Raw genomic sequence first — 24,622 nt, 5'->3', positions numbered from 1 at the left:
TGGCGCGGACCTTTTTGAGGCTAACTACCGCTGAGTAAAGCACTGCGGACCGGCGCACGCCGACGCGTACTTTTCACTTCGGTGCCGGGGAAACTGCGAACTTTGCAAACTTTGTGAGTGTTATATTCGCACGATGTCGGCCAAGCTGTACGCGCACGGCAAACTGCGCCGGCTACGCCGCGAGCACGGCCTCACCCAGGCCGACCTGGCCCGCCGCCTGGACATCTCGACCAGCTATCTCAACCAGATCGAGAACAATCAGCGCACCCTGACCGCGCCGGTCCTGCTCGGCCTGGCCGAGGTGCTCGGCGTCGATCCCGAGTTCTTCGCCGACACCGATGTGGAACGGCTCGGCGCCGACGTGCGGGCCGCCCTCGCCGACGAAGCAAGCGGCGTGACCGTCGACCCGGTCGAGGCCATCGATCTGGTCCGCGACCATCCCGCCGCGGCCCGCGCCCTGGTCGCCCTGCACCAGCGCTACCGGGACGCGGCCGCCCGGGTCGCCGCCCTGGCCGGTCCGGCCGGGCTGCCGCCGGGCATGGGCGAGCAGCACGACACCGTCCGCGACTTCTTCTACGAGAACTACAACCACTTCGACGCGCTGGACACCGCCGCCGAGCACCTCGCCGCCGAGCTGCGCCTCACTCCCGGCCGCGCCGCCGAGACCCTCGGTGCGTACCTGTTGCGGCAGTTCGGGATCCGGGTCGCCGACCTCGCGCCGGGCAGTGGCGAGACGCGCCGGTTCGACCCGCAGACCCGGGTGCTGTCCCTGTCGGCCAACTACACCGACGGCCAGCGGGCCTTCCAGCTCGCCACCCAGCTGGGGTTCCTCGCCCACGGCGAGCTGATCAGCGAGCTGGCGGCCGGCGCGGGGGAGTCCGCCGAACTGGCCCGCATCGGGCTCGGCAGTTACTACGCCGGCGCGCTGCTGATGCCGTACGGCGATTTCCACGCCACCGCCGAACAGCTGCGGTACGACGTGGAACTTCTCGCCGGGCGCTACGGGGTCAGCTTCGAGGCCGCCTGCCACCGGCTGAGCACCATGCAACGGCCCACCCGGCGCGGGGTGCCGTTCTCGTTCCTGCGCGTCGACCGGGCCGGCAACATCTCCAAGCGGCAGTCCGCCACCGACTTCCACTTCTCCCGGCTCGGCGGCACCTGCCCGCTGTGGATCATCTACGAGGCGTTCAGCTCGCCCGGCCGGATCCTCACCCAGGTCGCCGAGATGCCCGACGGCAAGCGTTACTTCTGGCTGGCCCGCACCATCGAGCACGGCGGCCGCGGCCACCACAGCCCGCGCAGCACGTTCGCCGTCGCGCTCGGCTGCGAACTGCGCCATGCTCACCGGCTGGTCTACAGCGACGGCCTCGCCCTCGACGACCCCCGCGCCGCCACCCCGATCGGCCTGGGCTGCCGCATCTGCGAACGCCGCGACTGCGCCCAGCGCGCCCGGCCCCCGGCGGCCGGCCGCCTGGTGGTCGACGAGAACCGGCACACCGTCATTCCGTACGCGGTGGACCAGCGCTGAGCGCGACCGTCAGAAGTCGTCGTCGAAGCTGACGCTGCCGGTTACGCCGACCTGGTAGGCCGAGACCCGGCGTTCGAAGAAGTTCGACAGCTCCTGTACGTCCTGCAGCTCCATGAACGCGAACGGGTTCTTGCTGCCGTACATCGGGTCGATGCCGAGCACCTGCAAGCGGCGGTCGGCCACGTGCTGCAGGTATTCGCGCATGTCGGCCAGGGACATGCCGGAGACGCCCTGGGTGAGCAGGTCCTCGGCGAACTGCACCTCGCACTCGACGGCCTCGGCCAGCATGTCGCGGACCTGCTGCTCCATCTCGGCGTCGAACAGGTCGGGCTCTTCCTGCCGGACGGTGTCGACGACGTCGAACGCGAACGCCATGTGCATGCTCTCGTCGCGGAACACCCAGTTGGTGCCGGACGCCAGGCCCTGCAGCACGCCGCGGGAGCGCAGGAAGTACACGTACGCGAAGGCGCCGTAGAAGAACAGGCCCTCGATGCAGGCGGCGAAGCAGATCACGTTGAGCAGGAACGCCCGGCGGTCCTCGCGGCTGCGCAGCTCCCGGAGCGAATAGATCGAGTCGATCCACTTGAAGCAGAACTCGGCCTTCCGGGCGATCGACGGGATGTTCTCGACCGCCGCGAACGCCTCGAACCGCTCCTGCTCGTTCGGCACGTAGGTGTCGAGCAGGTTCAGATAGAACTGGACGTGCACGGCCTCCTCGAACAGCTGCCGGGACAGATAGAGCCGGCCCTCGGGCGAGTTGACGTGCTGGTAGAGGTTGAGCACGAGGTTGTTCGCGACGATGGTGTCGCCGGTGGCGAAGAACGCCACCAGCCGGCCGACCAGGTGCTGCTCGGCCGGGGAGAGCTTGGCCAGGTCGGCGAGGTCGGAGTGCAGGTCGACCTCCTCCACGGTCCAGGTGTTCTTGATGGCGTCCTTGAACCGGTCGAAGAAGTGCGGGTACCGCATCGGCCGCAGCGTCAGGTCCATGCCGGGGTCGAGCAGCATCTGGTGCCGGATCTCGTTGCGGGGGGCGGGAATGGTGGTCACTGGCAGGCCTCACATGATTCGGGGTTTTCCAGGGAGCAGGCCAGCGCTTCGTCGTCCGAGACGGCCGCGACGGGCGCGATGGCGACGGTGGCCTGCTGGATGCGGGTCGCGGGGCGCGAGCGCAGGTAGTACGACGTCTTCAGGCCGGCCTTCCACGCGTACAGGTACATCGAGGAGAGCTTGCCGATGGTCGGCGCGCTCAGGAACAGGTTCAGCGACTGCGACTGGTCGATGTACGGCGCCCGGGCGGCGGCCAGGTCGATCAGCGCCTTCTGTGGCAGCTCCCAGGCGGTGCGGAACAACTCACGGACGTCCTCGGGCAGCTCGGCGATGCCCTGCACCGACCCTTCGGCCCGCTTGATCTGCTCACGGATCGGCGCGGTCCACAGGCCGCGCGCCTTCAACTCGCGTACCAGATAGGTGTTGATCTGCATGAATTCGCCGGACATCGTCTCGCGCTTGAACAGGTTGGACACCTGCGGCTCGATGCACTCGTAGCAGCCGGCGATCGACGCGATGGTCGCGGTCGGGGCGATCGCGATCATCAGCGAGTTGCGCAGGCCGTGCTTCTTGATGTTCTGACGAAGGGCCGCCCACCGCTCGGTCTGCGCCGGCGTCGCACCCCACAGCTCGTGGTGCAGGTCGCCATTGGCCGCGCGGGTTTCCGGGTAGGCCGGATGCGGGCCGAACTGCTCGGCCAGGGCGACCGACGATTCCAGCGCGGTCAGGAAGATCTCCTCCTGTACGCGGGTGGACAGCTCCTTCGCCGCGTCGGAGTCGAACGGCAGCCCGAGCAGGAAGAACGCGTCCTGCAGACCCATCAGCCCGAGGCCGACCGGCCGCCAGCGCGGGTTCGACGTCGCGGCCTGCTGCGACGGGTAGTAGTTGATGTCGATGACCCGGTCCAGGAAGACCACCGCGGTGCGCACCGTCTCGCGCAGCTTCGGCCAGTCGACGCCGTTGCCGTCCAGGTGGGCGCCGAGGTTGATCGAGCCGAGGTTGCACACCGCGGTCTCGTCGTCGGAGTTCACCTCGAGGATCTCGGTGCACAGGTTCGACAGGTGGATCGTGTTGCCCGGCGCGCCGGTCTGGTTCGACAGCCGGTTGGACGGATCCTTGAACGTCATCCAGCCATTGCCGGTCTGGGCCAGCGTGCGCATCATCCGCCCGTACAGATCGCGGGCCTTGATGGTTTTGACAGCCTTTTTCTCGGCCCGGCGGTAAGCCTCGTCGAACGCCTCACCGAACAGGTCCGGCAGCTGCGGGGCGTCGGACGGGTCGATCAGCGACCAGTCGCCGTCGGCCTCGACCCGGCGCATGAATTCGTCCGGGATCCAGTTGGCCAGATTCAAATTATGGGTACGGCGGGAGTCCTCGCCGGTGTTGTCGCGCAACTCCAGGAACTCCTCGACGTCCGGGTGCCACGGCTCCAGGTAGACGCAGGCCGCGCCCTTGCGCCGGCCGCCCTGGTTGACCGCCGCCACGCCCGCGTCGAGCGTCTTGAGGAACGGCACGATGCCGTTGGATTTGCCGTTGGTGCCGCGGATCAGCGCGCCCCGGCCCCGCACCCGCGACCAGGAGATGCCGATGCCGCCGGAGAACTTCGACAGCTTCGCGACCTGGTGGTACCGCTCGTAGATCGAGTCGAGCTCGTCCTTCGGCGAGTCGACCAGGAAGCACGACGACATCTGGGTGTGCGCGGTTCCGGAGTTGAACAGGGTGGGTGAGCTGGGCAGATAGGCCAGGCTCGACATCAGCCGGTAGAAGCCGATCGCCTCGGCCGGGGTCTGCGACAGGCCGCAGGCGACGCGCAGCAGCCAGTACTGCGGGGTTTCCACGACCAGCCGGCTCTGCGGGTGGCGCAGCAGGTAGCGGTCCGCGACGGTCCGCAGGCCGAAGTACTCGAACCGCAGGTCACCGTCGAGGTCGATGGCGTCGTCCAGCTTGCGGGCGTTGCGGCGCACGAACGCGGCCGTCTGGTCGCCGATCAGGCCCTGCTGGTGGGCGTACCGGATCGACTGGCTGAAGCTCGCCACTTCCTGCTGGCGGACTTCCTTGTCCACGTACGCGGCGAGCAGCCGCGCGGCCAGCTTCGAATACTGCGGCTCCTCGCCGATCAGCTCGGCCGCCGTCTGGATAGACAGTTTGTCCAGCTCAGCCGTGGTGGCACCGTCGTACAGCCCGCTGATCGTCTTGGTCGCGACCCGCAGCGGGTCGACCTCGTCGAGGTCGGCGACCCACCGCTCGACCGCCTTGACGATCTTGTTGACGTCGACCGTCTCCAGGTCGCCGTTGCGCTTACGCACCTGCATCTCCCGCGTCCCCCCAAAATGCCTACGCGCGCAGGAGGACGCCATCGGACCTGATGCTGGTCCGGTTCCCTGGCGTCAGCCGTCCCGCGCGGCTTCCGACCGCCGTGCACCCTGGTTGGTGCACGGCGCGCTGGCAGGTCTTCGGACTCGCGGGCATCCTGCTTGTTCCTACCGGCCGTCGCTTCCCAGGCGTTAAAACGCCCAGTGCTTCGTTGACGGCTTTCGTTCCCACTTACCGCTGCGGGGCAGTCCCGGATTCACACCGGGTTCCCTGTTGCCTCGGCCGCCCTCCGAAAAGGACGACCGAACCAGCTGCGGACAACACCATATATGGGTGTCGGGTCGAAACGACAACACCAGATGTCGTGTTCGGCGTGTCGCCGCTGCGTGTCACCCTGTGCTGGCTTTCGGTAGTCGGGTACGGCGCTGCGGGCGGAGCGGGCACGGTACCCCGTGCCCGCTCCGCAAATCCGCGTGCTTACGTGCATCGAAGGGAGACCCTGGCTCCGGCGTACTGTCCGAGCGTGGTTTTCACGTTTATCGTGATTCCTCGGTTTCTCGTGCAGTGCGCGGTATAGACCGCCCCGATGACGATTCCCGCGATGCTGACCACGGCGCCGGCCACGACCCAGACCGGCGCGGACCACCCGCCCACGAGCCCGCCGATGGCCCCGATGACGATGCCCCCGATCGCCAGCCCGGCCACGATATAGGTAATTTCTTTGTGGCTCATCTTGCAGGTCATGTCGAGGGCGTATTTCCGGTGCAGGATCGAACCGGTCCGCTTCATGGTGGAGCGGCATGACATCAGTCCGCTGGTGTCGGAACAATTCACCGAATCCGCGTTGCAGTAGTCGTAGTCGTTGGCGCTTCCGCCCGGCACCGGGTCGACCGAGGTGAAGCGACCGCTCGACGGGTTGTAGAGGCGCACGCCCATCAGCGTGACGCCGGCCGGGTTGTCCGAGGCGCGCTGGTGCTGGCCGAGGTACCCGTAGCGAACGTCGCCGATGTCCGCGGCATCGCGCGCTACGCCGTACTCGTCGGTCTCGAAGGTGGCCAGGATCTCGGGTGTGCTGTTTCCGGTGGCCATGCCGAGGACATCGCCGTGCAGGTTGGTGATCCGCATCCGGAGGTCGCCGCTGGACGAGTAGGTGTACGCCAGCAGCCCGTCCGGCCCGTCGATGTAGCGGGTCCAGGCTTCACCGGACGAACTCCACGACGGCGAGTCGGAGTCGTCGCCGTAGTGCTCGGTGCCGGTGGTCGAGGACCGCACCCGCCGCAGGTTGACATCCAGCGCGTACGTCGTGGTGGATCCGCTCTGGGTGATGCTGCGGACCAGATCGTTGGTGTAGTAGCTGGCGGTCAGGTCCCCGGACCGGCTGGACGTCTCGACCGACGGCACGGTGGTCGTGCGGCCGAGCGAGTCGTACGTGTATCCGCTGGTGGTGGCCCGGTCGGCGGTGTTGTACGTCATGGTCCGGGACGTCGTCGGCGTGGTGGTCTGGCATTCGCCGCCGTCGGCCGGCCCGTAGCTCTTGAAGCTGGTCCGGTTGCTGGCGGCGTCGAAGCCGTACGACCGGGTCGTGCAGCCGGCGTAGCCGGAGATCGGCTGGGAGTAGTCCTGGGTGTTGGTGAGCCGGCCGGCCCTGTCGTACGTGTACTGCTGGCCGGACAGATCGGTGGAGTGGGTGGCCCACTGACCGTGCGCGGTGGTGCTGACCTGCTCGTCGATGTCGATGCAGTCGGTGGCCGGCGTGCACCCCGGCGCGGTGGTCGACTGGGTCGTCGCGGTGCCGGTCTCGTCGCGGCCGGTCGTCACGGTCAGCGTGTTCGGCATCGCCGTGGAGATCAGGTTGCCGTCGGCGTCGTACCCGGCCGTGAAACTGCCCGCCTGGGAGTCGGCCACGGAGGCGACCAGACCACGGTCGTCGTAGCCGCGCGTCTGCGTACCCTTGCCGTCATTGACCGTGGCGACCCGGGAGTCCACGTCGTACGTCGTGGTGGTGGTGTTGTTGTCGGCATCGACGTAGCTGGTGGTGCGGCCCAGCGCGTCGTAGAAGCGGCTGAGCTTGGCGGTGACCGTCGTCCCGGAGAGCGACTGGGTCTCCGACAATTGCCCGGTCGACGCGTCGTAGACGCTTCTCGTGGTCGGCACCGCGGTTCCGGTGCTCGCCGTCTGAGCGACGGTCACCGGCCGGGCGGCCGCGTCGTAGGTCGTCGTGCTGGTGCGCAGCGTCGTGCCGGACGACGTGCGCTCGGTCACCACGGCGGGCTGGTGGTAGAGGCCGTACGTGATCCGGGTGACCGGGATCGCCGCGCCGGACGAGGGGTCGCCGCCGGCCCGGACCAGGCACGGCAGGTTGGCCCATTCGGCGTGGTTGCCGCATTCGCTGTAGGTGGAGTTGGCCGCGGTCGAGTAGTAGATCGTCTGGGTGGTGCGCGGCGTGTTGGTCGTGGTGCCGCCGGCCGGGTCGGTCGTCGAGGTCCGCAACCCGGTCGTCGCGTCGTACGTCATCCGGGTCGTCAGGCTCAGGCCGCTCGGATCGGTGGTCACCGACGTCGGTGCGAGCAGCGTCCAGTCGTAGCCGGTCTTCGTCGTGCGCGTGTCCACATCGGAGCCGTCGGCGAGGCGGGCGCCGGTGACCTCGGTGGTCACCAGGTCGTAGGTGCCGGTGGTGGGCGCACCCTCGTCGTACGTGTAGACCGTGTGCGTCCGGGCCCGCCGCTCGACCCACCCGCCGGACCCGTCCGGGACCGCGGTGTCGTGCTCCGGCCCGAAGGTCTCCCGCAGCCGGCGCCCGCCCGCCTCGAAGCGGTTGACGGTGGCGAGCCGCTCGGCGAACGCCGCCTCGTCCACGGCCGTGTCCGTCGTGCCGGCGTTCAGCGCGCGGTCCCGGTTCGCGGCGGTCAGCGACCGTACGACGTTCCCGGTCGCGTCCTGCCAGATGGTGGTGGTGTGGCCGCCCGGCTCGACGGTGTTGACCACCTGTCCCGAGTGATCCATGTAGGTGAGGGCGGCGCGGGTCCAGGACGTCGGCATGGTGCCGTCGCTCGGATTGCCGTCCGGCACCTGGTCCGGGCCGAAGACCGCGGTGGCCTGGGTCGGCGCGTCGGCCTGCCCCCACCGGCCGGTCTGGGCGGCGGACAGGTCGTACGGCGCGCCGCTGCCGCTGGTGGGCACCTGGTAGACGACGCTCGTGGTGGCGGTGCCCGCCGCCAGGGCGGAACGGCTGACCTGGTGGAGGCGGCCCGCGCCGGGGTCGCCGGGAATCGTGGTGTAGCTGAGCTGCCACGGCTCCTGCGCGACCGGGGTGACGGTGGTCAGGATCCCGTCGCCGGCGTACGCGTACGTCACGGCCAGGTGCTGACCCGAGTCGTGGTCCAGGCGCGGGTCCCACCCGGACACGAGCCGGCCGGTGCTGTCATAGGCGTACTTCGCGACCGGCACGGTGCGCATCGCCGGAGTGGCCAGGTCGGGGTCCCAGGCGACGAGACTGACCTGCGCGACCCGGCCGGCGTAGTCACCGGCGACGCTGCTGGTCGCGGTGGTCGCCGTCGCGTACGTGAAGGTCAACGCCCGGCAGCCCTTGACCAGTCCGGACGTGCTGGCGCCGCAGGTCACCCCGGCCGGCACCGGCGCGAGGATCCGGGTCGGCCGGGTCACCGTCGTCGAGCCGGCGGTCACCGTCTCGTACGAGGTCGTGGTGGTCTGCGCGTTGCCGGGCACGTCGATCGCGGTGGGCTTCCAGGCGGCCGAGCCGGTCGGAAGGGTGAACCGGGTGACGTTGCCGTCGAGGTCGGCGAGCCGATAGGTGTTCGCGTCGGGGTGGGTGAGGGTCATCGTCTCGTAGCCGAGCTGAGGGTGGTATCCGCCGCCGCTGCGGGCGGTGAAGCCGATCGAGTTTCCGTCGGCCAGGCCGACCTGGACCACCGATCCGGTCACCGCGAGCCCGGTGTAGTCGGATTGGGCGGCCCTTACCGCGGCGGTGCTGATCCAGCCGGCACCGAACATGCCGGACGGGTCGGCGGTGGCGGCCTGCCGGGAGTTGAACGTGCGTCCGAAGGTGAGGTCCGAGCCGTACGAGTTGACGCTCACGTCGGTGGCGGAGACGGCCAGGTTGCCGGTGATGAGGTTGACCGTGCCCGCGCCGACGTCCGCGGTACCCGCGTTCGCGGCGGTCTGGTCGAGCGTGAAGTTGACCGGCGAGGAAGCGGCGCCCGAGCCGTCCGAGGCCAGCACCCGCGCCTGCACGGGACCGTCGATCGCCGTCGGGCCGGCCTCGGCGTCGTTGACGGTTTTCGCGACGTCCCAGGTCAGCCTGGGGAACGTGCCCGACTCCCGGGACTGCGGCCAGGTCGCCCCGTTCACCTCCGTGACCGGGACGTTCGCCCAGGTGTCGGTCTCCGAACGCCGCCACTGCAGGGTGTAACCGGTGACCGTGGCCGGCGCTGCCGCCTGCACCCCCGTCGAGCCGGTGACCAGTTGGCCCTTGACCGGCAGGGTGAGCGCGGCCTGGCCGGCGTTGAACGCGTACGTGGTCAGCGGCCCGTAGTTGCCGGCGGCGTCCCGCGAGCGCACGTAGAGGGTGTGCGCGCCGTCCCTGTCGGGGGCCAGCGAGACGGTGGCCGCCCCGGAGATCGCGCGGACCTCGGTGGCCGGCGGGTTCTGGTCGAGCCCGTAGACGAAGCCCTCGAAGTCGCTGCTCGTGCCGAGCGTGAACGAGCCGGCCTGGTCGGCGCCCTTCGACCACCCGCCGGACGGATAGTCGGTGCTGGTCACCGTGGCGGCGGCCGGGGCGGTGGTGTCCACGCTGAAGGTGGCGTCGGCCGACCACGCCGAATAGTCAACCCCGTCAAAACCCCGCACGCGTACGGCGTACGACTGGCCGTCGGTCAGCGCGGTGGCGGGTGTCCAGTAGACCCAGGAGCCGTTCGTGCCCGAGTCCGACAGGCCGCTGGTGATCACGGTGCTGCCCTGGCGTACCTGGAATTCGGTCTGCACCCGCTGCCCGGCGTCGCCGTCCTTGACGATGGCCGAGAACTGCGGCGTGGCCGACGAGATCTTCCGCGGGTCCGTGCAGTTGATGTAGCAGTTCGAGAGGGTCAGGCCGCGCGGCTGCGTCGGCTTGGTGTTGTAGGTGACGTCCAGCACCGGGTTGTTGTCGAACTGCTTGTAGTACTCGACGTCGGACTCGTGCGCGGCATTCACCCGGATCCCCAGCCAGGTCCTCGACGAGCCGGCGTCGGCGGCGGCCTGGACGGCCGAGGTGACCGGGAAGGTGACGTCCGCGGCCGGGCAGGCGTCGCCACCCGCGCCCGACGATTGGGTGCCCAGCAGCGAGTTCCAGGCCGGCTGGTTGTTCCAGGTCGTCGCCGAGGAGATCGCCGACGTCGACCAGAGCTCGAACGGCGTCGCATCGCAGTCCCAGGCGCCGGTCTGGTGGATCCGGAACGACGCCGACAGGACGTGGGTGCCGTTCAGCGGGTTCGTGCCCATCCCGAAGAGCGAGCGGAAGATGCTCTCGCCGTCGTTGTAGGTACCGACCGTCGCCTGCGACGAGGTGTTGAAGTACGCCGTGTCCGGGTCGTCGGACTCCAGCAGCGACCAGGCCGCGGTGTCCACGGTCACGCCCGGGTCGATGTACATCGGGTAGACCGCGGCCGGATCGGTGAGAAGCGCCCGGTCCGGCGTGATGCTGAGCGCCTTCTTAGCGATTGCGGTTCGGAGGGAGGACGTGCGGCGCGCGGGGGAGGAGTCCCACATGCTCGGCTTGGCCCCGGTGAAGACCGGCTTCCGCGCCTTGTCGTGGACCCGCAGGTTGCCGTGGGCGTCGGCGGTCAGCGCGCCGCCGGTCACCGAGACCGGAAAGGTGATCTTCGCCAGGCGGGGGTCGGCGGCGGCCCCGGCGTTCTTGACGACAAGCACCTCGGAGTAACCCTGGCCGTCCGCGGTGAGCCGCAGGTCGACGCCGGGAAGCACCTCCGGGTAGGTGGCGCTGTCACCGGCCAGCACCGGCTCGGGCAGCGCCCCGAACGGCGCCGGCGGCCGGACCTCCAGCGTCACGCCGCGATACGCGATGGTCACCAGCGCCCCGGTCCCGCCCCGCGAGAACGTCATGTCCACGGTCGTGGCCGCCGGCCGGACCCGGTCCCCGGAGGCTGCGAGCGTGGTATCGATCGAAGCCCACGTGCCGTCGCCGCGCCGCACCCGGGTCGGGCGGGCCGACGTCGCCATGGTCAGCGTTCCGTCCGGATTCGCGAGAACCTGCGTCGCGTCGGTGCGTTCGCGAAGGACCTCGACGGGCCGGCCGGTGGCACGCGCGGTGATGCGGGCCGCCGCCAGGTCGTCCCGGACCTGCGGCGGGGTGGCAGTCGTGGCGGTGGTGGCCGTCGGGACCGTCGGCGTGGCCTCGGCCCGTGCGGGCAGGACGAAGACGCTCTGTGCCATCGCGGTCGCCAACGCGACCGCCGGGACGAATGCTCGATAGAAGCGGTGCTTGGGTAGGTGCACGGTTCCCCCTATGTTCCAAAGTGGAGGTAGCGTCGCGCGCCGTCCCTGCGGTTTTCATGTGGGATCGTTGTTGATCGATATATTGGCCCGCCGGAGGACCGGACCAGGCGCTAGGAAGCGGCGTCGCGGGCGAGCTGCCACATTTCGTCGTTCCCGCATTCGGCGGTGATCTCGGCGGTCGCGTGCGCCGCGGCGAGGAAGTCGCTGACCACCGAGGAGGTCCGTGCGGCCGCCACCGCGAGGCACACCTGGTCGGGTGCCAGGTCTGGGACGGGCACGTAGCTGACTTCCGGGTGTGAATAGAACACGGCGGCCGAGCGGGCCAGGAACGAGATGCCCCGGCCGGCCGCGACATGTTCGAGCGTTTCGTCCACCCCGCGTACCAGGTATCCGGCGTTGGGGTGCGGGTGTTTGGTGGGCTGTGTGCCGGGGTCGGGAGGCCAGAGCAGTGGCTCGCCGGCCAGGTCGGCCTCGGTGATCCGCTCCTTGCCGGCGAATCGGTGGCCGGTGGGCAGCACCGCCACCCAGGGCTCGGTGTAGAGCGGGGTGACCCGCAGCCCGGTCTCGTCGATCGGCAGCCGCACGTAGCCGATGTCGATGCGGCCGTCGAGCAGCATGGCGGCCTGGTCGTCGGACTCGATGCGCTGCATGTCGACGACGACGTCCGGATGCCGGGTGGCGAACCGCTGCACCGCCGGGGTGACCGTGATGCCCGCCCGGAAGCCGACCATCAGCCGCCGGCTGCCGCCCGCGGCTGCGGTTACCCGGCGGCGGACCGCGTGCGCGGAGGCCAGCAGCGGGCCGGCGTCGGTGAGCAACTGCCGGCCGGCGTCGGTCAGCGCCACGCCGTGGCTGTCCCGGATCAGCAGCGGGGTGCCCAGATCGTGTTCCAGCGCGCGGATCTGCCGGCTGAGCACCGGCTGCGCGATGTGCAGGTCCTCGGCGGCGCGGCCGAAGTGCAGCCGATCGGCGACGGCGACGAAGTAGCGCAGCTTGCGCAGGTCCAGGTCCATGCGGCCTCCCGGTACGGCGATGTCTTCAGGGTATCGCGATCACTGAAATAGGTCTTGGACACTAATTCCGGCCAATGGCATTCTCGAATTCCATAAAGAGAATCAGCGCGCCGGAAAGCAGGAAATCCGTGAGCAGTATCAGCATTATCGGCCTGGGCGGAATGGGCCGCGCTATCGCCGCCCGCGCGGTCGGGAGCGGCCACACCGTGGAGGTCGTCGGCCGCGACGCGGCCAAAGCCAAGGACCTGGCCGCCGCGCTCGGCGGCGGCGCCACGGCCGGGACATTCGGCACCGCCCCGGCCGGCGACATCGTCATCCTCGCCGTGCCGAACGCCGCCGCCGTACCGGTCGTCGCCCGGTACGGGAACGCGCTGGCCGGCAAGGTCATCGTCGACATCACCAACCCCATGAAGGCCGACGCGAGCGGGCTGACCACCTCCGACGGCACGTCCGCCGCGCAGGAGATCGCCACGGCCGCCCCGGCGAGCGCGCACGTCGTGAAGGCGTTCAACACCGTCTTCGGCCACGTCCTGACCCCGGGCCGCCGGCTGGACGTGCTCTTCGCCGGCGACGACGCGCAGGCCAAGGCGAGCGTGTCGGCGTTCATCGAGAGCCTGGGGCTACGCCCGCTGGATGCCGGCGGACTGGACATGGCGCATTGGCTGGAAGGGACGGGCCTGCTGATGGTCAGCCTGGCCCGGCACAGCGCAGGCGACTTCAATTTCGCCCTCGGCGTCAGCAATTTTCACTGAGCAGCAGCACTGATAAGGAACAGCAGCATGCGCGTTTTCGTCACTGGCGGGACCGGCCATTCCGGTTCGCACATCGTCCCCGAACTCATCGCCGCCGGGCACGAGGTCACCGGCCTGGCCCGGTCGGACACGGCCGCGGCGGCGCTGTCCGCGCTCGGCGCGAAGGTGCGTCGCGGCGACCTCGAGGATCTCGACGGGCTCAAGGAGGCGGCCGCGGCCGCCGACGGCGTCATCCACGTCGCGCACCGGCAGGACCTGCTCTTCTCCGGCGGGATCCAGGCCGTGGCCGCCGCCGAGGTCCCGATCATGCTGGCGTACGGCGAGGCCCTGGCGGGCACCGGAAAGCCACTGGTCGCGGCGGGGAGCATCGGCTCGCCCGGGCAGGGCTTCCTGGGCCGGACGGCCACCGAGCAGGACCCGGCCCTGCCCAGCGGCGACGAGCACAACGGCACCCTGCGCGCTCGTAACGTCGTGGAGACCACCGTGATCGGCCTCGCCGAGCGGGGAGTGCGCTCGTCGATCGTGCGGATCGCCAACATCGCGCACGACACGACCGATCGGGCCGGCTTCCTCCCGGCGCTGATCGCGCTCGCGAAGGAGAAGGGCTTCGCCGGCTACCCCGGAGACGGCACGAACCGCTGGAACGCCGTGCACATCCGCGATGTGGCTTCCCTGTTCCGCCTGGCGCTGGAGGAGGGCCCGGCCGGCCGGTACTGGCACGCGGTGCAGGACGAGGGCCTCCCGTTCCGCGAGATCGCCGAGGCCATCGGCAGCCGTCTGGGCCTGCCCGCCGTGAGCGTCCCGCTGGACGAACTGGTCCTGCCGGGCTACTTCGGCTTCCTCGCGAACATCGTCACGCAGACCTACCCGGCGTCCAACCAAATCACCCGCCAGACCCTCGGCTGGAAACCCACTCAGCCCGACCTGCTCACCGACCTGGACAACGGCCACTACTTCCCCGCTGGCTGACGGCAATAACGGCCCGAGCGTGACGGGCCCATTCCGGACCTTGACAGCAAGTCGCTCACTTCGAGTGAGCTGCTGCGTTGTCTCCTGGGCGCCATGCTCGGACTCCGCAGCCGAAGGCGGCGGCAACCGCATTCATCGAATCCATCGGGTACGACGTGGTGGACGCGGGCGAGCTGACCGACAGTCGGCGGCAGGCGACGAATACGCCGAGGTGGGGACCCCGTACGGGCCGTCCTTGGTCCCTCGCTCACAATCTGTGATGGCGCTGAGAGGCAGGACGCGCCTTGTCCGCAGCAGAAGCGGATGCCAAATCATCTCCGGCCGGGGAACGGCAGCTGCCGACGCGCGCATAGAGTGATGTCGTGGCGAAGGTACTAGGCAAGGCGCCATCGGCTTGGCGGGCGGAAATGGCCCGGTGGTCCGACGGTGGCATCGTCGAACAGCTTGATGACGCCACCGTGGGTGGCTGGCGCGTGGACGACGAGGCAAGGATCCTCCTGTCGGAGGTTGGCCTGCCTGCATGGGATTCCTTCTTTGCGAGATGCCCTCAAGAGGCAGGGGAACCGTTGTATCCGCCGTTCTACATCCTCGGCAGGGAGGTGGTTGAGGAACATCAGCACGAGCCGTTCATCGATCTCCGCTGCGGGTGTGGATACTTCGGTCTTAGTGCTGCCGATGGTGGTGTCTGGCAGGTGTTCGGGGACGGCGGCGGGCTCCCGGTCAACACCACTCTGGCGCTCTTCTACTACTTTCTCGACAAAGTAGCTGGATCATCGCCCCAACAAAACTCCGATATTCCAGAGCGACAGTCTATGAAACGGGCAGAGACTGTGATGCGACGCCTCATCCAGCGAGATCCGATTCTGACGAGTGGTGCGGACAATTTCTGGGGCTACGTCTTCGATCGCCCCTGGGGATGACGGTGTTGCGTACCAGGAAGGTGTGATCGACTGCGCTACGGGGGCCTCGTCGTTCGCCCCCAGCAGATTGACCACTCGCCGAGACGGTGCTGGCGTCCGTGCATCCCAGCGATCCGGTTGCTCCGACCGGCACTCGGACTCCTGGTCTCGTACCGGCGGCTAACTGTTTCGTTGATTGGTCACGCAACCTATTTTCTCGGTGCCGATGATTTCCGGGATTGGCATGATCGACTCTTAGCGGCCGCGATTCGAGCGCGCGAGAATATAGGCATGCGGTACCAGCAGCTTCAGCTATTCGATCGGTCCACAACTACTGCGCTGCGAGACCGCACAAAAGCACGGAACTATTCACCGGCCGGCGACGAATTCCGCCGTGATCGGGCACCGCAGCGGCGGTGGGGACTCGTTCGCCGTTACGCGTTGAAGCGATGCCGTTCGGATGGTTGCTCCCGTGAGTGCGGCGAGTTGGGTCTGCACGATGATTTTGAGGCTGTTCCGCCGTTGATCTGGCCGGAGGAGGCGACCTGCCTTCAGCAGCCGTCACCCGCGACGCCCAGCCATGGTGCTGCGACCGACAACGACCTGTCGCCGGGCGGCGAGCAGTCGGCCGGCCATCGGGCTGATGCTGCCGCCCGGTCCGAGTCTTCGCACGAGGAAGATGCTGCTGCTCAGGCCGGGTCTGGGCGGCAGGCCGCAGAGCCGCGGGTCTGCCCCGCCATCCGGGCCGACCGGGTGCGCGATGCAAGCCCTGTGGGCGATACGGCCGGCGTTGAGCCGGTGCGCCGGAGCGGACCGGTCAGCCAGGGTGGGTGGATGGGACACGGTGGGCAGCCTCAGCTGTTCGGCGCTGTCGCACGGCTCGGGTCCGGTTGCCGCTCGGCCCGCGAGGCTGGTCGGCCGCGACACCGCAGGATCACCAGCCGCGGCCGGCCTGCCGCCAGGGGCCCGCCGCGGCCACTGCCGGCATGCGCCGCTGAATTATCCGGTGCGATTCCCAGGAAATGGAGGGAATGATCCGCACGTGAAAGAATTGGTGGAGAAGCGTCGCCTCCGACAGGGCGTTATGCGGGAGTGTGGGGTCCGATTCTTCCGGGGGCCAAGAATGACTTATCGCCCGGCCCTGCCGGGCGCACTCACATCGGCAGATCAGCGCACCCAGCACGACGGGTCGTTCATGATCGCCTGTAAGGACGGTGACTGCGGATGTCGCGCCAAGAGCCCCAGTCTCGCGAATGAAGCCACGTACTCGAACGAGAAGGACCAGCCTGCCGGCGAGGACAGAGGGGCTAGCGGTCTGGTCGGCGGCTGGGGGTGTCTGGGTCGGGCTTTGGGACCACGGCCTTCTCCCAGAAGCTGCGGACTACCGGTACGACCTCCGAGACCGCTGGGATGCCTGGGCCCGTCTCTCGGGCGCCGACGGTGAGGGCCGGGGCTGAGCGTTCCAGGGAGCCTGTCATGCGGTCGATGTTGGTAATGATCGAGCCGGTCAGGACCAGCACGCCGGTGTCGTCTATTCGGGTGCGCATCTTGTGCAGCGTCTGGCGGCGGACCTCGCGCAGGTCGTCGAGCAGTTCTTCTAGGCTGTCGGCGTCCTGGGTGGGGTCGGCGTCCGGGTCGGTCTCCAAGGAGGCGTGGGCGGCGAAGGCCTCCGAGGCGGCCTCCAGCAGCGGGCCGATCTCGTCCGGTACGCCGGGGTGGTTCGGGGTCGCGGCGGCGTCGAACATCGACCGGGCCACCGAGTTGACCTGCTGCACCCCGTGCTCCAGGACGCGGAACGTGTGATGCACGGGGGCCACCTCGGCGATCGGGGTGGTGAGCGACCAGCGGGCCTGCCGGTCGAGGTCCTCCACGGCGTCGACCGCCTCGCCCAGGGTCTCGCCGAGCGCCCGCGACCGCGCCAGCCACTGGGTGGCCTGGTCCCGGCCGTAACCGCGGGCCGCGCCGGCCCCTAGGTCGCCGAGCAGGCGGGCGATCTCGGTGGACAGGTACGCCAGCTTGCCGTGTGCCCGTTCCAGCGGGGTCATCCCGCCGACCAGCGGTGACAGGATGATGCCGACCACGATGCCCAGCCCGGTCGCCCCGACCCGTTCCCAGGCGACGGTGCCGGTGACGGCGCCGCCGGCGACGAGTACGCCCAGCGAGGTCACCGGCACGGTGACCGCGCCGTCGCCCAGGCGCAGCAGCCGGCCGACAATCAGCCCGCACCCGGCGATCAGGGCGATCGACATCGGGCTCGGACCGAAAACACCCCACACGCTCACCGCGAAGCCGACTCCGGCGAGGGTGCCGACCAGACGCCGGGTGCCGTCCCGTACCGAGGCGTGCGAACTCAGGTGCACCGACAGGATCGCCGTGATCGAGGCGGTGACCGCACCGACCAGATGCAGCGTGTCGGCCGTGAACCAGGCGATGCCGGCCGCGATCGCCGCCACCAGGACCGTGCGGGCGTTGGCGGGGTCGATCCGCTCGTACCACCGGCGGGCCACCCGGCGCAGCCCGGCCGGTAGATGCGGTCGCACCCGGTCGAGCAGGGTCCGGGCCGCCGCCTCGACGACCGGCTTGACCTTGTGGCGCAGCAGCGCCGCGGTCACCGCGCAGAGCACGAGGCTCGCGGCGACGATCGCGATCGGCGACTGCGGCAACGCTGGGGCATCCTCTTCACGACGGCTGATCCGGACGCGAAAAGTATCCTCAACCGTGCCGCCCCAAATGCCGGAAATATAGGATCTGTGACGGGCGTCGCCAATGTGCGCTTTTGAGGCTGAGCCGGCTCGGCCGGCTGAGCCGGCTCAGCCGGCCGTCGGGCGGGTCTTCCAGGCCGCCAGGATCGAGGTCCGGGTGTTGGTGCGCAGCAGCGAGCCCTCGTAGATCCGGGCGCCGACGCCGAGCAACAGGGCGGCCGTGACCGCGACGATCGCCAGCGCCAGGAACGGTTCCCAGCCCGCCGCGTCCTGCTGGAAGATCCGGATGGGCATGGCCATCGGCGAGGAGAGCGGGAAGTAGGAAAGCGCCGTCAGCGCGGCCGGGTTGTCGCGCAGGAAGATCACCGCGAAGAACGGGATGAGCACGATCATCTGCGCGGTCCCGGAGGTGCTGCCGAGATCCTCCATCCGGGCGGCGAGCGCGCCCACCGCGGCCCAGATGGTGGCCAGCATGACGAAGCCGAGCACGAAGAACGGCAGGAACCAGCCGAGCGCCGGCGCTATCACGTCGAGCAGGCCGGCGTCGGTGCCGGTCACCTTCAGCCCCACCACGGTCACCACCGCCAGCAGCGCGATCTGGGCGAAGGCCAGGATGGACATGGCGCCGACCTTGCCGGCCAGCAGGGCCCGCGGCGACACGCTGGAGACCAGGATCTCCACGATCCGGGTCGCCTTCTCCTCGACCACGCTCTGCGCGATCTGCAGACCGAACAGGAGCGAGGTGAGGTAGCAGAGCATCGCGATGGCCAGCGGCACGATGATCGCCAGTGCCCGGTTGTACGGGAGCTCGTCGAGCAACTGCACCTCGGGCGCCGTGCTGAGCGCCTTCACCACCTCGTCCGGCTGCTCGTCCAGGGCGATCACGCGTGGCCCGGCGACGACGGCCGCCTCCACGTCGCCGTCGCGGACCAGCCGCTCGGCGGCGGCCGCGTCCGGGACCTCCACGATCTCGAACCCGGCCTGCCGCAGCGCCGCACCGGCGGCGCTGTCGACCGCCGCGACCTTGGTGGCACCGCCGCCGATCAGGGTCGGGATGGCAATCGACGCGATGATGATGAACAGGAACGAGACGGTGCTGAACAGGAACGCCTTGTCCCGCAGCTTGGCCCGGATCTCGCGGCCGAGGACCAGCCGGGCGGCGGCGAACGTGGTCACTTGATCACCTCTCGGAAGATCTCGGCGAGCGAGGGGCGTACCGGCCCGAACGAGCGGACCGGGCCGTGGGCCAGTGCGGCCCGGAGTATGTGCTGGTCGTCGGTGCCGGGGGCGAGCTCCAGGACCGCGTGTGCGCCGTCCAGGTCGACGATCGTGACGCCGGGCTCGTCGCGCAGCCAGCCGGCGTCGGCCTCGACCTCGATCGCGTACCGGGCCAGGGTGTGCTGTCCGCGCAGTTCGTCGCGGGAGCCGGCGGCCCGGATGGTGCCGTCCGCGATGATCACCAGGTCGTCGCAGAGGCGCTCGACGAGTTCCAGCTGGTGGCTGGAGAAGAGCACCGCGGCGCCGGCGGCGGCCCGCTCACGCAGCACGGTGACCACCGAGTCGGCGGCGAGCGGGTCCAGGCCGGAGAACGGCTCGTCCAGGACGAGCAGCTCCGGGTCGTGCACCAGCGCGGCGGCGATCTGCACCCGCTGCTGGTTGCCGAGCGACAGCTTCTCCACCTGGTCGCCGGCCCGCGGGCCCAACTCCAAGCGGTCCAGCAGGGCGGTGGTACGCCGGCGCGCGTCGGCGGCGCTCAGCCCGTGCAGGCGGGCCAGGTAGACCACCTGGTCGGCAACGGTCATCTTGGGGTAGAGCCCGCGTTCCTCCGGCATGTACCCGAAGCGCTGCCGGGCCTCCCGGGTGACCGGCACGCCGCGCCAGGTCACGGTGCCCGAGTCGGCGGCGAGCACGCCCAGGATGATGCGCATGGTGGTGGTCTTGCCGGCGCCGTTGGCGCCGACGAAACCGGTGAGGCGCCCGGCCGCCACGGAGAAGGACACGTCCTTGAGGACCTGCCGGTCACCGAACGACCGGTCGACGGCCCCGACGTCGAGCACGGTGGTGGTCATGTGATCAACGTAGGCGGGGCGGACCGGGCGCGTCGTCCGGCCGGGGGAGGACCACCCGGGGTCCTCCTTGCGGAGGACCTTACAAGCCGGGCCGGACCACCCCCAGCTCGTACGCGAGCACGACGGCCTGCGTGCGGTCCCGGGTGCCGAGCTTCATCAGCACCCGGCTCACGTGCGTCTTCACGGTGGTCTCGCCGAGGTGCAGGGCGGCCGCGATCTCGGCGTTGGTGGCCCCGCCGGCCAGCAGCACCAGCACCTCGGCGACACCGGGAGCATCCGCACTGGCCAGCACGCCCGCGCTGCGCGTGACGAAGACGTTGAACACGGCCACGGCGGCCACGCCGAGGCCGATCCAGAGATCGGCCCGGCGCTGCTCGGCCGTCGGCCCCGGCCGTACCCATTCCCTCATGCGCTGAGGAAAGCACGGCCGGTCCAACATCAGCCGACCGGGTTCCAGCCGTCCGATCCGGCCAGGTATTTCTGCGGGGTGTAGCTGGCGGCCGTCGAGTCGCTCATCTGCTTCCGGTTGCTGTTGGTGGTCGCGCCCGAGCCGGTGTTCTTGTACTCGTAGAAACGGGCGTTCTTCCAGGAGTTGCTGGACATGTCGATCCACGGCTGCGCGGTCGCGATGGTCGCGCTGAGCGACGACTCACGGAACAGCACCTGAGCGGACGCGCCCCACGGGCGGCCGAGCTGGGTGGTGTTGTTCGTCGCGCCGGTGATCGTGGATTTGTAGATCAGGAAGCCGTAGGTGTTGCCGGACGGCGTCCGGGCCGCCGTGATCGGGCCGCCGGTGGAGCGCTTCTCGTAGATCGACGTCGCGTTGAAGACCGCGGTGGCGTCGCCGAAGATGAAGTCGACGGTGCCCTCGACGTACGAGTTGGCGATGTATTGCCGTTGGGTGTTGGCCAGCAGGGTGTCCTGGTTACCGAGGAACCGGACGTTCTTGTAGATGCCCTTGTCGCCGTTCATGTTGATCGCGACGGCCTGGCTGCCGGTGCCGTAGTCGTTGGAGAAGGTCAGGTTGGTCGCGACGAACTCCTTCGCGTTGACCGTCACCGTGGCGCTGCCGAAGGTGCCGTAACCGCCGGCATTGCTGCGGTTGTTGACGATCACCACGTTGCTCGGGCCGGAGCCGGTGCCGTTCAGCGTGATGTACGGCTTGTTGGACGGGATGGTGACGATCTCCCGGTAGGTGCCGGCCTTGATGTTGATGGTGGCCCGGCTGGAGTTGTTGGCGGCGACCGCGTTGACCGCGGCCTGCACGGTCTTGTACTGGCCGGTGCCGTCGGCCGCGACGGTCAGTGTGGTGGCGGCCGCGGAGGACAGTGCGGTCACGCCGACGATGGCGGCGGTGCCGCTGACGACCACGGCGAGCGCGGCCGACCATTTCACAATTCTGGACACGGTGGATCTCCTCGGTCGTGCGGAAGCGGGACTCGCGGTACCGCCGTCGCATTACGCCGGCCGATGCCTCGTGACGGTGGATCGCGGAGCATCGCCATACGCCGGTACCGGTCGGGGAGAACCCGAACCCTACGACTGCCCACCGATCAGGTCAATCGATGCAAATAAATGCAAACCCCCGACCCAGGGCGTACGGCGGATTTGCTCAGCATGTGCTCGGCATCCACATATGTGAACACGCGGCCCTCGGGCGATGGCCTGGATAACGCCAACGTGCTTGTGCTTGACCGGATCGACGCGAGTCTCTACTTTGGCCTTCAATTCCTTATGCAGGACGCCGTCCACATATGTAGACAGAGTGTGGGGAGAGTTCGATGAACAGACGAAGCGTGCTGTCGCTCTCGTTGGCCGTCACGGCCGCCGGTCTGAGCGCTTGCAGCCGTCCCCGGAGCGGTGGCGGTGGCAGTGGCGCCACCACGATCCGGCTCGGCGACGACGTGGCCGAGGACAACCCGGAGATCGCGGCGGAACGCTGGTTCGGCGATCAGGTGAAGTCGCTGACCGGCGGCAAATACGAGGTGAAGGTCTTCCCGAACGCCACCCTGGGCGACTCGAACCGGATGAACGAGCAAGTCCGCAGCGGCACCCTGCAGATGTCGAAGTCGCTGTTCAGTAACCTCACCGCGTTCGACAAGCGGCTCGGCGTGCTCTCCCTGCCGTACGCGTTCCCGAAACCGGAGGACGGCTTCACCGCCCTGGCCGGCCCGCTCGGGGACGAGTGCAAGAAGATTCTGGACGGCGTCGGCCTGACCGTACTGTCGTGGTTCTACACCGGCACCCGCAACGTCTACAACACCAAGCGGCCGGTACACGCTGCCGCCGACCTCAAGGGCCTGCGTCTCCGGGTGCCGCAGAACCCGGTTACCGTCGATTCGTTCAACGCCCTCGGCGCGCAGGCCACCCCGTTGCCGGCCACCGAGATCTACTCGGCGCTGCAGCAGGGAGTGATCGATGGCGCCGAGAACAACCCGATCTACTACGTCTCCAGCAAGCAGGTCGAGGAGGCGAAGCACTGGTCCTGGACGCGTCACCAACTAGGCGTCGACGTGCTCATGGTCAGCAAGAAGTTCTTCGCCGACCAGCCGGCCGACGTGCAGGACGCGCTGGTCCAGGCGGGCAAGCTGACCCAGGATCACGAACGCGAGCTGTGGAACGCGCAGACCGACATCTTCGTGAAGAAGGCACAGGACGCCGGGGCCACGTCCAACGATGACGTCGACGTGGCCTCCATGCAGACCGCCCTGAAACCGGTGTTCGACAAGTACCGGCCGACGTTCGGCGACCTGATGAAGCTTCTTCCGGTCGCATGAGAGCGGCACTGCGGGTGGTCACGCTCGCCGAGAACATCCTCATCGGGCTCCTGCTCATCGCGATCGTCGCGGTGATCCTCGCCCAGGTCCTCTTCCGGTACGCGTTGTCGCAACCGCTGTCGTGGTCCACCGAGGTGGCCACCGGGCTGCTGCTCTACGTGGCGTTCGTCGGCTTCGCGATCGGGGTGCGGGACAACGCCCACGTCACCCTGAACCTGTACGAACGCCGGCTGTCCGGCCGCGGCCGGCGCGTCGTCCGCTCGGTCGAACTCGTCTTCCTCGGCGGCGTCCTGGTCGCGCTCGGCGTCGGCACCGTCCAATACATCCTCGAGCAGCGGGACGTGACCACTCCGGCCGGGCTTCCGCTGTGGACCATCCTGCTGGCCATCCCGCTCGGTTCGGCGCTCGGCGTGCTGCACGCGGTCGTCGAACTCATCGCGCCGCAGCCGCTGCCCGACGAGGTCAGCGACGACGTCGAAATGGTCGGAGGTGGCGTGTGACCCTCGCCGCCGGCTTCCTGGGCATTGTCGCGCTCATCCTGATCGGCGTCCCGGTGGTGGCCGCCCTGGGCACGGTCGGACTGGCCCAGGCCTGGTGGGACGGCCTGCCCCTGTCCGCGGCGGCGCAGTCGGTCTATCACGGCCTGGACAGTTTCACGCTGCTGGCCATCCCGCTGTTCGTGCTCACCGGCGAGATCCTGCACCGCTCCGGAGCCGCCGAACGCCTGGTCCGGTTCGTCACCATGCTGGTCGGCTGGCTGCCCGGCGGTCTGGGGATGAGCGTGGTCGCGTCCACCATGCTCTTCTCCGGTCTCTCCGGCTCGGTCAACGCCGACGCCGCGGCCATCGGCGCCACCATGATCCCGCCGATGGCCAAGGCCGGGTACCGGCGGCCCTGGGCCGCGGCCATCGTGGCCGCCGCGTCCGGCACCGGCATCCTCATCCCACCCTCGATCACCATGATCGTGCTGGGCACGGTCGCGCAGATCTCGATCCGCGACCTGTTCCTCGCGGCGCTCATCCCGGCGGCCGTCGTTGCGCTGGCCAAGGGCGTGGTCATCTACGTCTATGCCAAGTACGTCGAGCCGACCGGTGAACGGGTCGAGGTCACCGCGAAAGCGCTCGGCCGGGCTGCGGTGTCGGCGATGCTGCCGCTCGGCGCCCCGGTGATCATTCTCGGTGGCATCCTGGCCGGCATCTTCACCGCCACCGAGGCCGCCGCGGTCGCCGTTCTCTACGCCGCGCTGCTGGCGGTCGGCTACCGCAGCGTGTCCCGATCCGACTGGCAGACCATCCTGGTCAACGCCGGTCGCATCAGCGGTGTGGTGCTGTCCCTGGTCGGGGTCGCGCAACTGCTCGCCTTCATGCTCGCCTACGACCAGGTCGGCGACGAACTGGCCGAGTGGACCAGCCAATTCACCGGCAACTACCTGGTCTTCGTCACCATCCTCATGGTCCTGTTCTGGATTCTCGGCGCCCTGCTCGACGGCATCCCCGCCCTGGTCGTACTGATCCCGCTGTTCCTGCCGCTGGCCGCCCAGGCCGGGATGGGCGAGCTGCACTTCGCCATCTTCAGCCTGGCGGTGTTCGGCATCTCCCTGGTCACCCCACCGCTCGGTTCGGCCAGCTTCATCGTCACCGGCCTGGCCAAGATCCGGGTGGTCGACCTGATCCGCCCGATGCTGCCGTTCATGGCCGTCATGTTCGCGACCATTCTGCTGCTGGCGTACGTACCGGCCTTCTCCGAATGGCTGCCCTCGCTGGTCCGCTGAGCTCAGCGCCGGCCGCCAGGGCCGGCGCCCGCTCGACGTTCTCCACCGGCCGCGGTTCCACCGGGCCGGCTCGGCGCACCGATCCGACGACCAGCCAGCACAGGGCGGTCAGCGTTGCCCCGGCGATCGCGTCGACGAGGTAGTGGTTCGCGGTGCACAGCACGGTGATCACCATGGCCACCGGCAGGGTGACCGCGATCAGCCGCAACAGCACGTGCCGGGACGCGGCCGCGATCGCCAGCCCCATGACCAGGTCCCAGCCGGCCAATGAC

16 protein-coding genes, 1 pseudogene and 1 riboswitch are annotated in these 24,622 nt (G+C 69.1%); of the genes and pseudogenes, 7 read left to right on the top strand and 10 right to left on the bottom strand.

Annotated features, from left to right (window positions below; translation table 11 throughout):
• Positions 1 to 133 precede the first annotated feature (133 nt).
• Positions 134 to 1,528 carry a short-chain fatty acyl-CoA regulator family protein gene (locus Ate02nite_RS31050; RefSeq protein WP_203811407.1) on the top strand — a complete coding sequence of 465 codons (1,395 nt, stop codon included), beginning with the start codon at positions 134 to 136 and terminating at the stop codon, positions 1,526 to 1,528.
• A gap of 9 nt (positions 1,529 to 1,537) precedes the next feature.
• Here the strand turns inward: Ate02nite_RS31050 and Ate02nite_RS31045 are convergent, their stop codons facing one another.
• The 4 genes from Ate02nite_RS31045 to Ate02nite_RS31030 all read right to left on the bottom strand — a co-directional run bounded on the left by Ate02nite_RS31045 (position 1,538) and on the right by Ate02nite_RS31030 (position 12,411).
• On the bottom strand, positions 1,538 to 2,533 hold the full coding sequence (locus tag Ate02nite_RS31045) for a ribonucleotide-diphosphate reductase subunit beta (protein ID WP_203811648.1): 996 nt from the start codon (positions 2,531 to 2,533) through the stop codon (positions 1,538 to 1,540).
• Between the two features lie 38 nt (positions 2,534 to 2,571).
• Positions 2,572 to 4,932: a ribonucleoside-diphosphate reductase subunit alpha gene (locus tag Ate02nite_RS31040; RefSeq protein WP_438871270.1), complete on the bottom strand. Its 2,361-nt coding sequence runs from the start codon at positions 4,930 to 4,932 to the stop codon at positions 2,572 to 2,574.
• 70 nt (positions 4,933 to 5,002) lie between these two features.
• A riboswitch (cobalamin riboswitch) is annotated at positions 5,003 to 5,215 on the bottom strand.
• Positions 5,216 to 5,365: 150 nt separating this feature from the next.
• Complete coding sequence (locus Ate02nite_RS31035; protein WP_203811405.1) at positions 5,366 to 11,398, bottom strand: RHS repeat-associated core domain-containing protein; 6,033 nt, start codon at positions 11,396 to 11,398, stop codon at positions 5,366 to 5,368.
• 110 nt (positions 11,399 to 11,508) lie between these two features.
• Positions 11,509 to 12,411 carry a LysR family transcriptional regulator gene (locus Ate02nite_RS31030; RefSeq protein ID WP_203811404.1) on the bottom strand — a complete coding sequence of 301 codons (903 nt, stop codon included), beginning with the start codon at positions 12,409 to 12,411 and terminating at the stop codon, positions 11,509 to 11,511.
• A 128-nt stretch (positions 12,412 to 12,539) separates the two neighbouring features.
• On the opposite strand from Ate02nite_RS31030, the gene Ate02nite_RS31025 reads away from it, so the two are divergent.
• The 3 genes from Ate02nite_RS31025 (at position 12,540) to Ate02nite_RS31015 (ending at position 15,052) form a co-directional block, all read left to right on the top strand.
• Entirely contained in the window at positions 12,540 to 13,163 is a 624-nt protein-coding gene (locus Ate02nite_RS31025; RefSeq protein ID WP_239147819.1) for an NADPH-dependent F420 reductase, read from the top strand.
• Positions 13,164 to 13,190: 27 nt separating this feature from the next.
• Positions 13,191 to 14,132, top strand: coding sequence for an SDR family oxidoreductase (locus tag Ate02nite_RS31020; RefSeq protein WP_203811402.1), 942 nt, complete (start codon positions 13,191 to 13,193; stop codon positions 14,130 to 14,132).
• A gap of 362 nt (positions 14,133 to 14,494) precedes the next feature.
• Positions 14,495 to 15,052, top strand: coding sequence for an SUKH-4 family immunity protein (locus tag Ate02nite_RS31015; RefSeq protein ID WP_203811401.1), 558 nt, complete (start codon positions 14,495 to 14,497; stop codon positions 15,050 to 15,052).
• A gap of 1,286 nt (positions 15,053 to 16,338) precedes the next feature.
• On the opposite strand, the gene Ate02nite_RS31010 is transcribed toward Ate02nite_RS31015, so the two are convergent.
• The 5 genes and pseudogenes from Ate02nite_RS31010 to Ate02nite_RS30990 form a co-directional block, all read right to left on the bottom strand.
• Complete coding sequence (locus Ate02nite_RS31010) at positions 16,339 to 17,694, bottom strand: FUSC family protein (RefSeq protein ID WP_203811400.1); 1,356 nt, start codon at positions 17,692 to 17,694, stop codon at positions 16,339 to 16,341.
• A gap of 147 nt (positions 17,695 to 17,841) precedes the next feature.
• Positions 17,842 to 18,909 carry an ABC transporter permease gene (locus Ate02nite_RS31005; protein ID WP_203811399.1) on the bottom strand — a complete coding sequence of 356 codons (1,068 nt, stop codon included), beginning with the start codon at positions 18,907 to 18,909 and terminating at the stop codon, positions 17,842 to 17,844.
• Complete coding sequence (locus tag Ate02nite_RS31000) at positions 18,906 to 19,802, bottom strand: ABC transporter ATP-binding protein (protein ID WP_203811398.1); 897 nt, start codon at positions 19,800 to 19,802, stop codon at positions 18,906 to 18,908. The genes Ate02nite_RS31005 and Ate02nite_RS31000 overlap by 4 nt, the downstream gene beginning before the upstream one ends.
• Positions 19,803 to 19,881: 79 nt before the next feature.
• Positions 19,882 to 20,073, bottom strand: a pseudogene (locus Ate02nite_RS30995) (response regulator transcription factor); the annotation flags it as partial.
• A 167-nt stretch (positions 20,074 to 20,240) separates the two neighbouring features.
• Positions 20,241 to 21,209, bottom strand: a complete 969-nt coding sequence (locus tag Ate02nite_RS30990) for a pectinesterase family protein (protein ID WP_203811397.1) — start codon at positions 21,207 to 21,209, stop codon at positions 20,241 to 20,243.
• Between the two features lie 374 nt (positions 21,210 to 21,583).
• On the opposite strand from Ate02nite_RS30990, the gene Ate02nite_RS30985 reads away from it, so the two are divergent.
• The 3 genes from Ate02nite_RS30985 to Ate02nite_RS30975 are packed head-to-tail and all read left to right on the top strand — an operon-like array spanning position 21,584 to position 24,350.
• Entirely contained in the window at positions 21,584 to 22,579 is a 996-nt protein-coding gene (locus Ate02nite_RS30985; RefSeq protein ID WP_203811396.1) for a TRAP transporter substrate-binding protein, read from the top strand.
• Positions 22,576 to 23,079 (top strand): TRAP transporter small permease, encoded by a 504-nt coding sequence (locus Ate02nite_RS30980; protein ID WP_203811395.1) that lies wholly within the window; start codon positions 22,576 to 22,578, stop codon positions 23,077 to 23,079. Before Ate02nite_RS30985 ends, Ate02nite_RS30980 begins: the two co-directional genes overlap by 4 nt.
• On the top strand, positions 23,076 to 24,350 hold the full coding sequence (locus Ate02nite_RS30975) for a TRAP transporter large permease (RefSeq protein WP_203811394.1): 1,275 nt from the start codon (positions 23,076 to 23,078) through the stop codon (positions 24,348 to 24,350). Before Ate02nite_RS30980 ends, Ate02nite_RS30975 begins: the two co-directional genes overlap by 4 nt.
• Here the strand turns inward: Ate02nite_RS30975 and Ate02nite_RS30970 are convergent.
• Positions 24,277 to 24,618: a phosphatase PAP2 family protein gene (locus Ate02nite_RS30970; RefSeq protein ID WP_275422974.1), complete on the bottom strand. Its 342-nt coding sequence runs from the start codon at positions 24,616 to 24,618 to the stop codon at positions 24,277 to 24,279. The two genes, Ate02nite_RS30975 and Ate02nite_RS30970, sit on opposite strands and share 74 nt — an antisense overlap.
• Between the last annotated feature and the right edge of the window lie 4 nt (positions 24,619 to 24,622).

The sequence above is a fragment of the Paractinoplanes tereljensis genome, assembly GCF_016862435.1.
GTDB classification, from domain to species: Bacteria; Actinomycetota; Actinomycetes; order Mycobacteriales; family Micromonosporaceae; genus Actinoplanes; species Actinoplanes tereljensis.
This window is presented reverse-complemented; position numbering and strand designations above follow the sequence as displayed.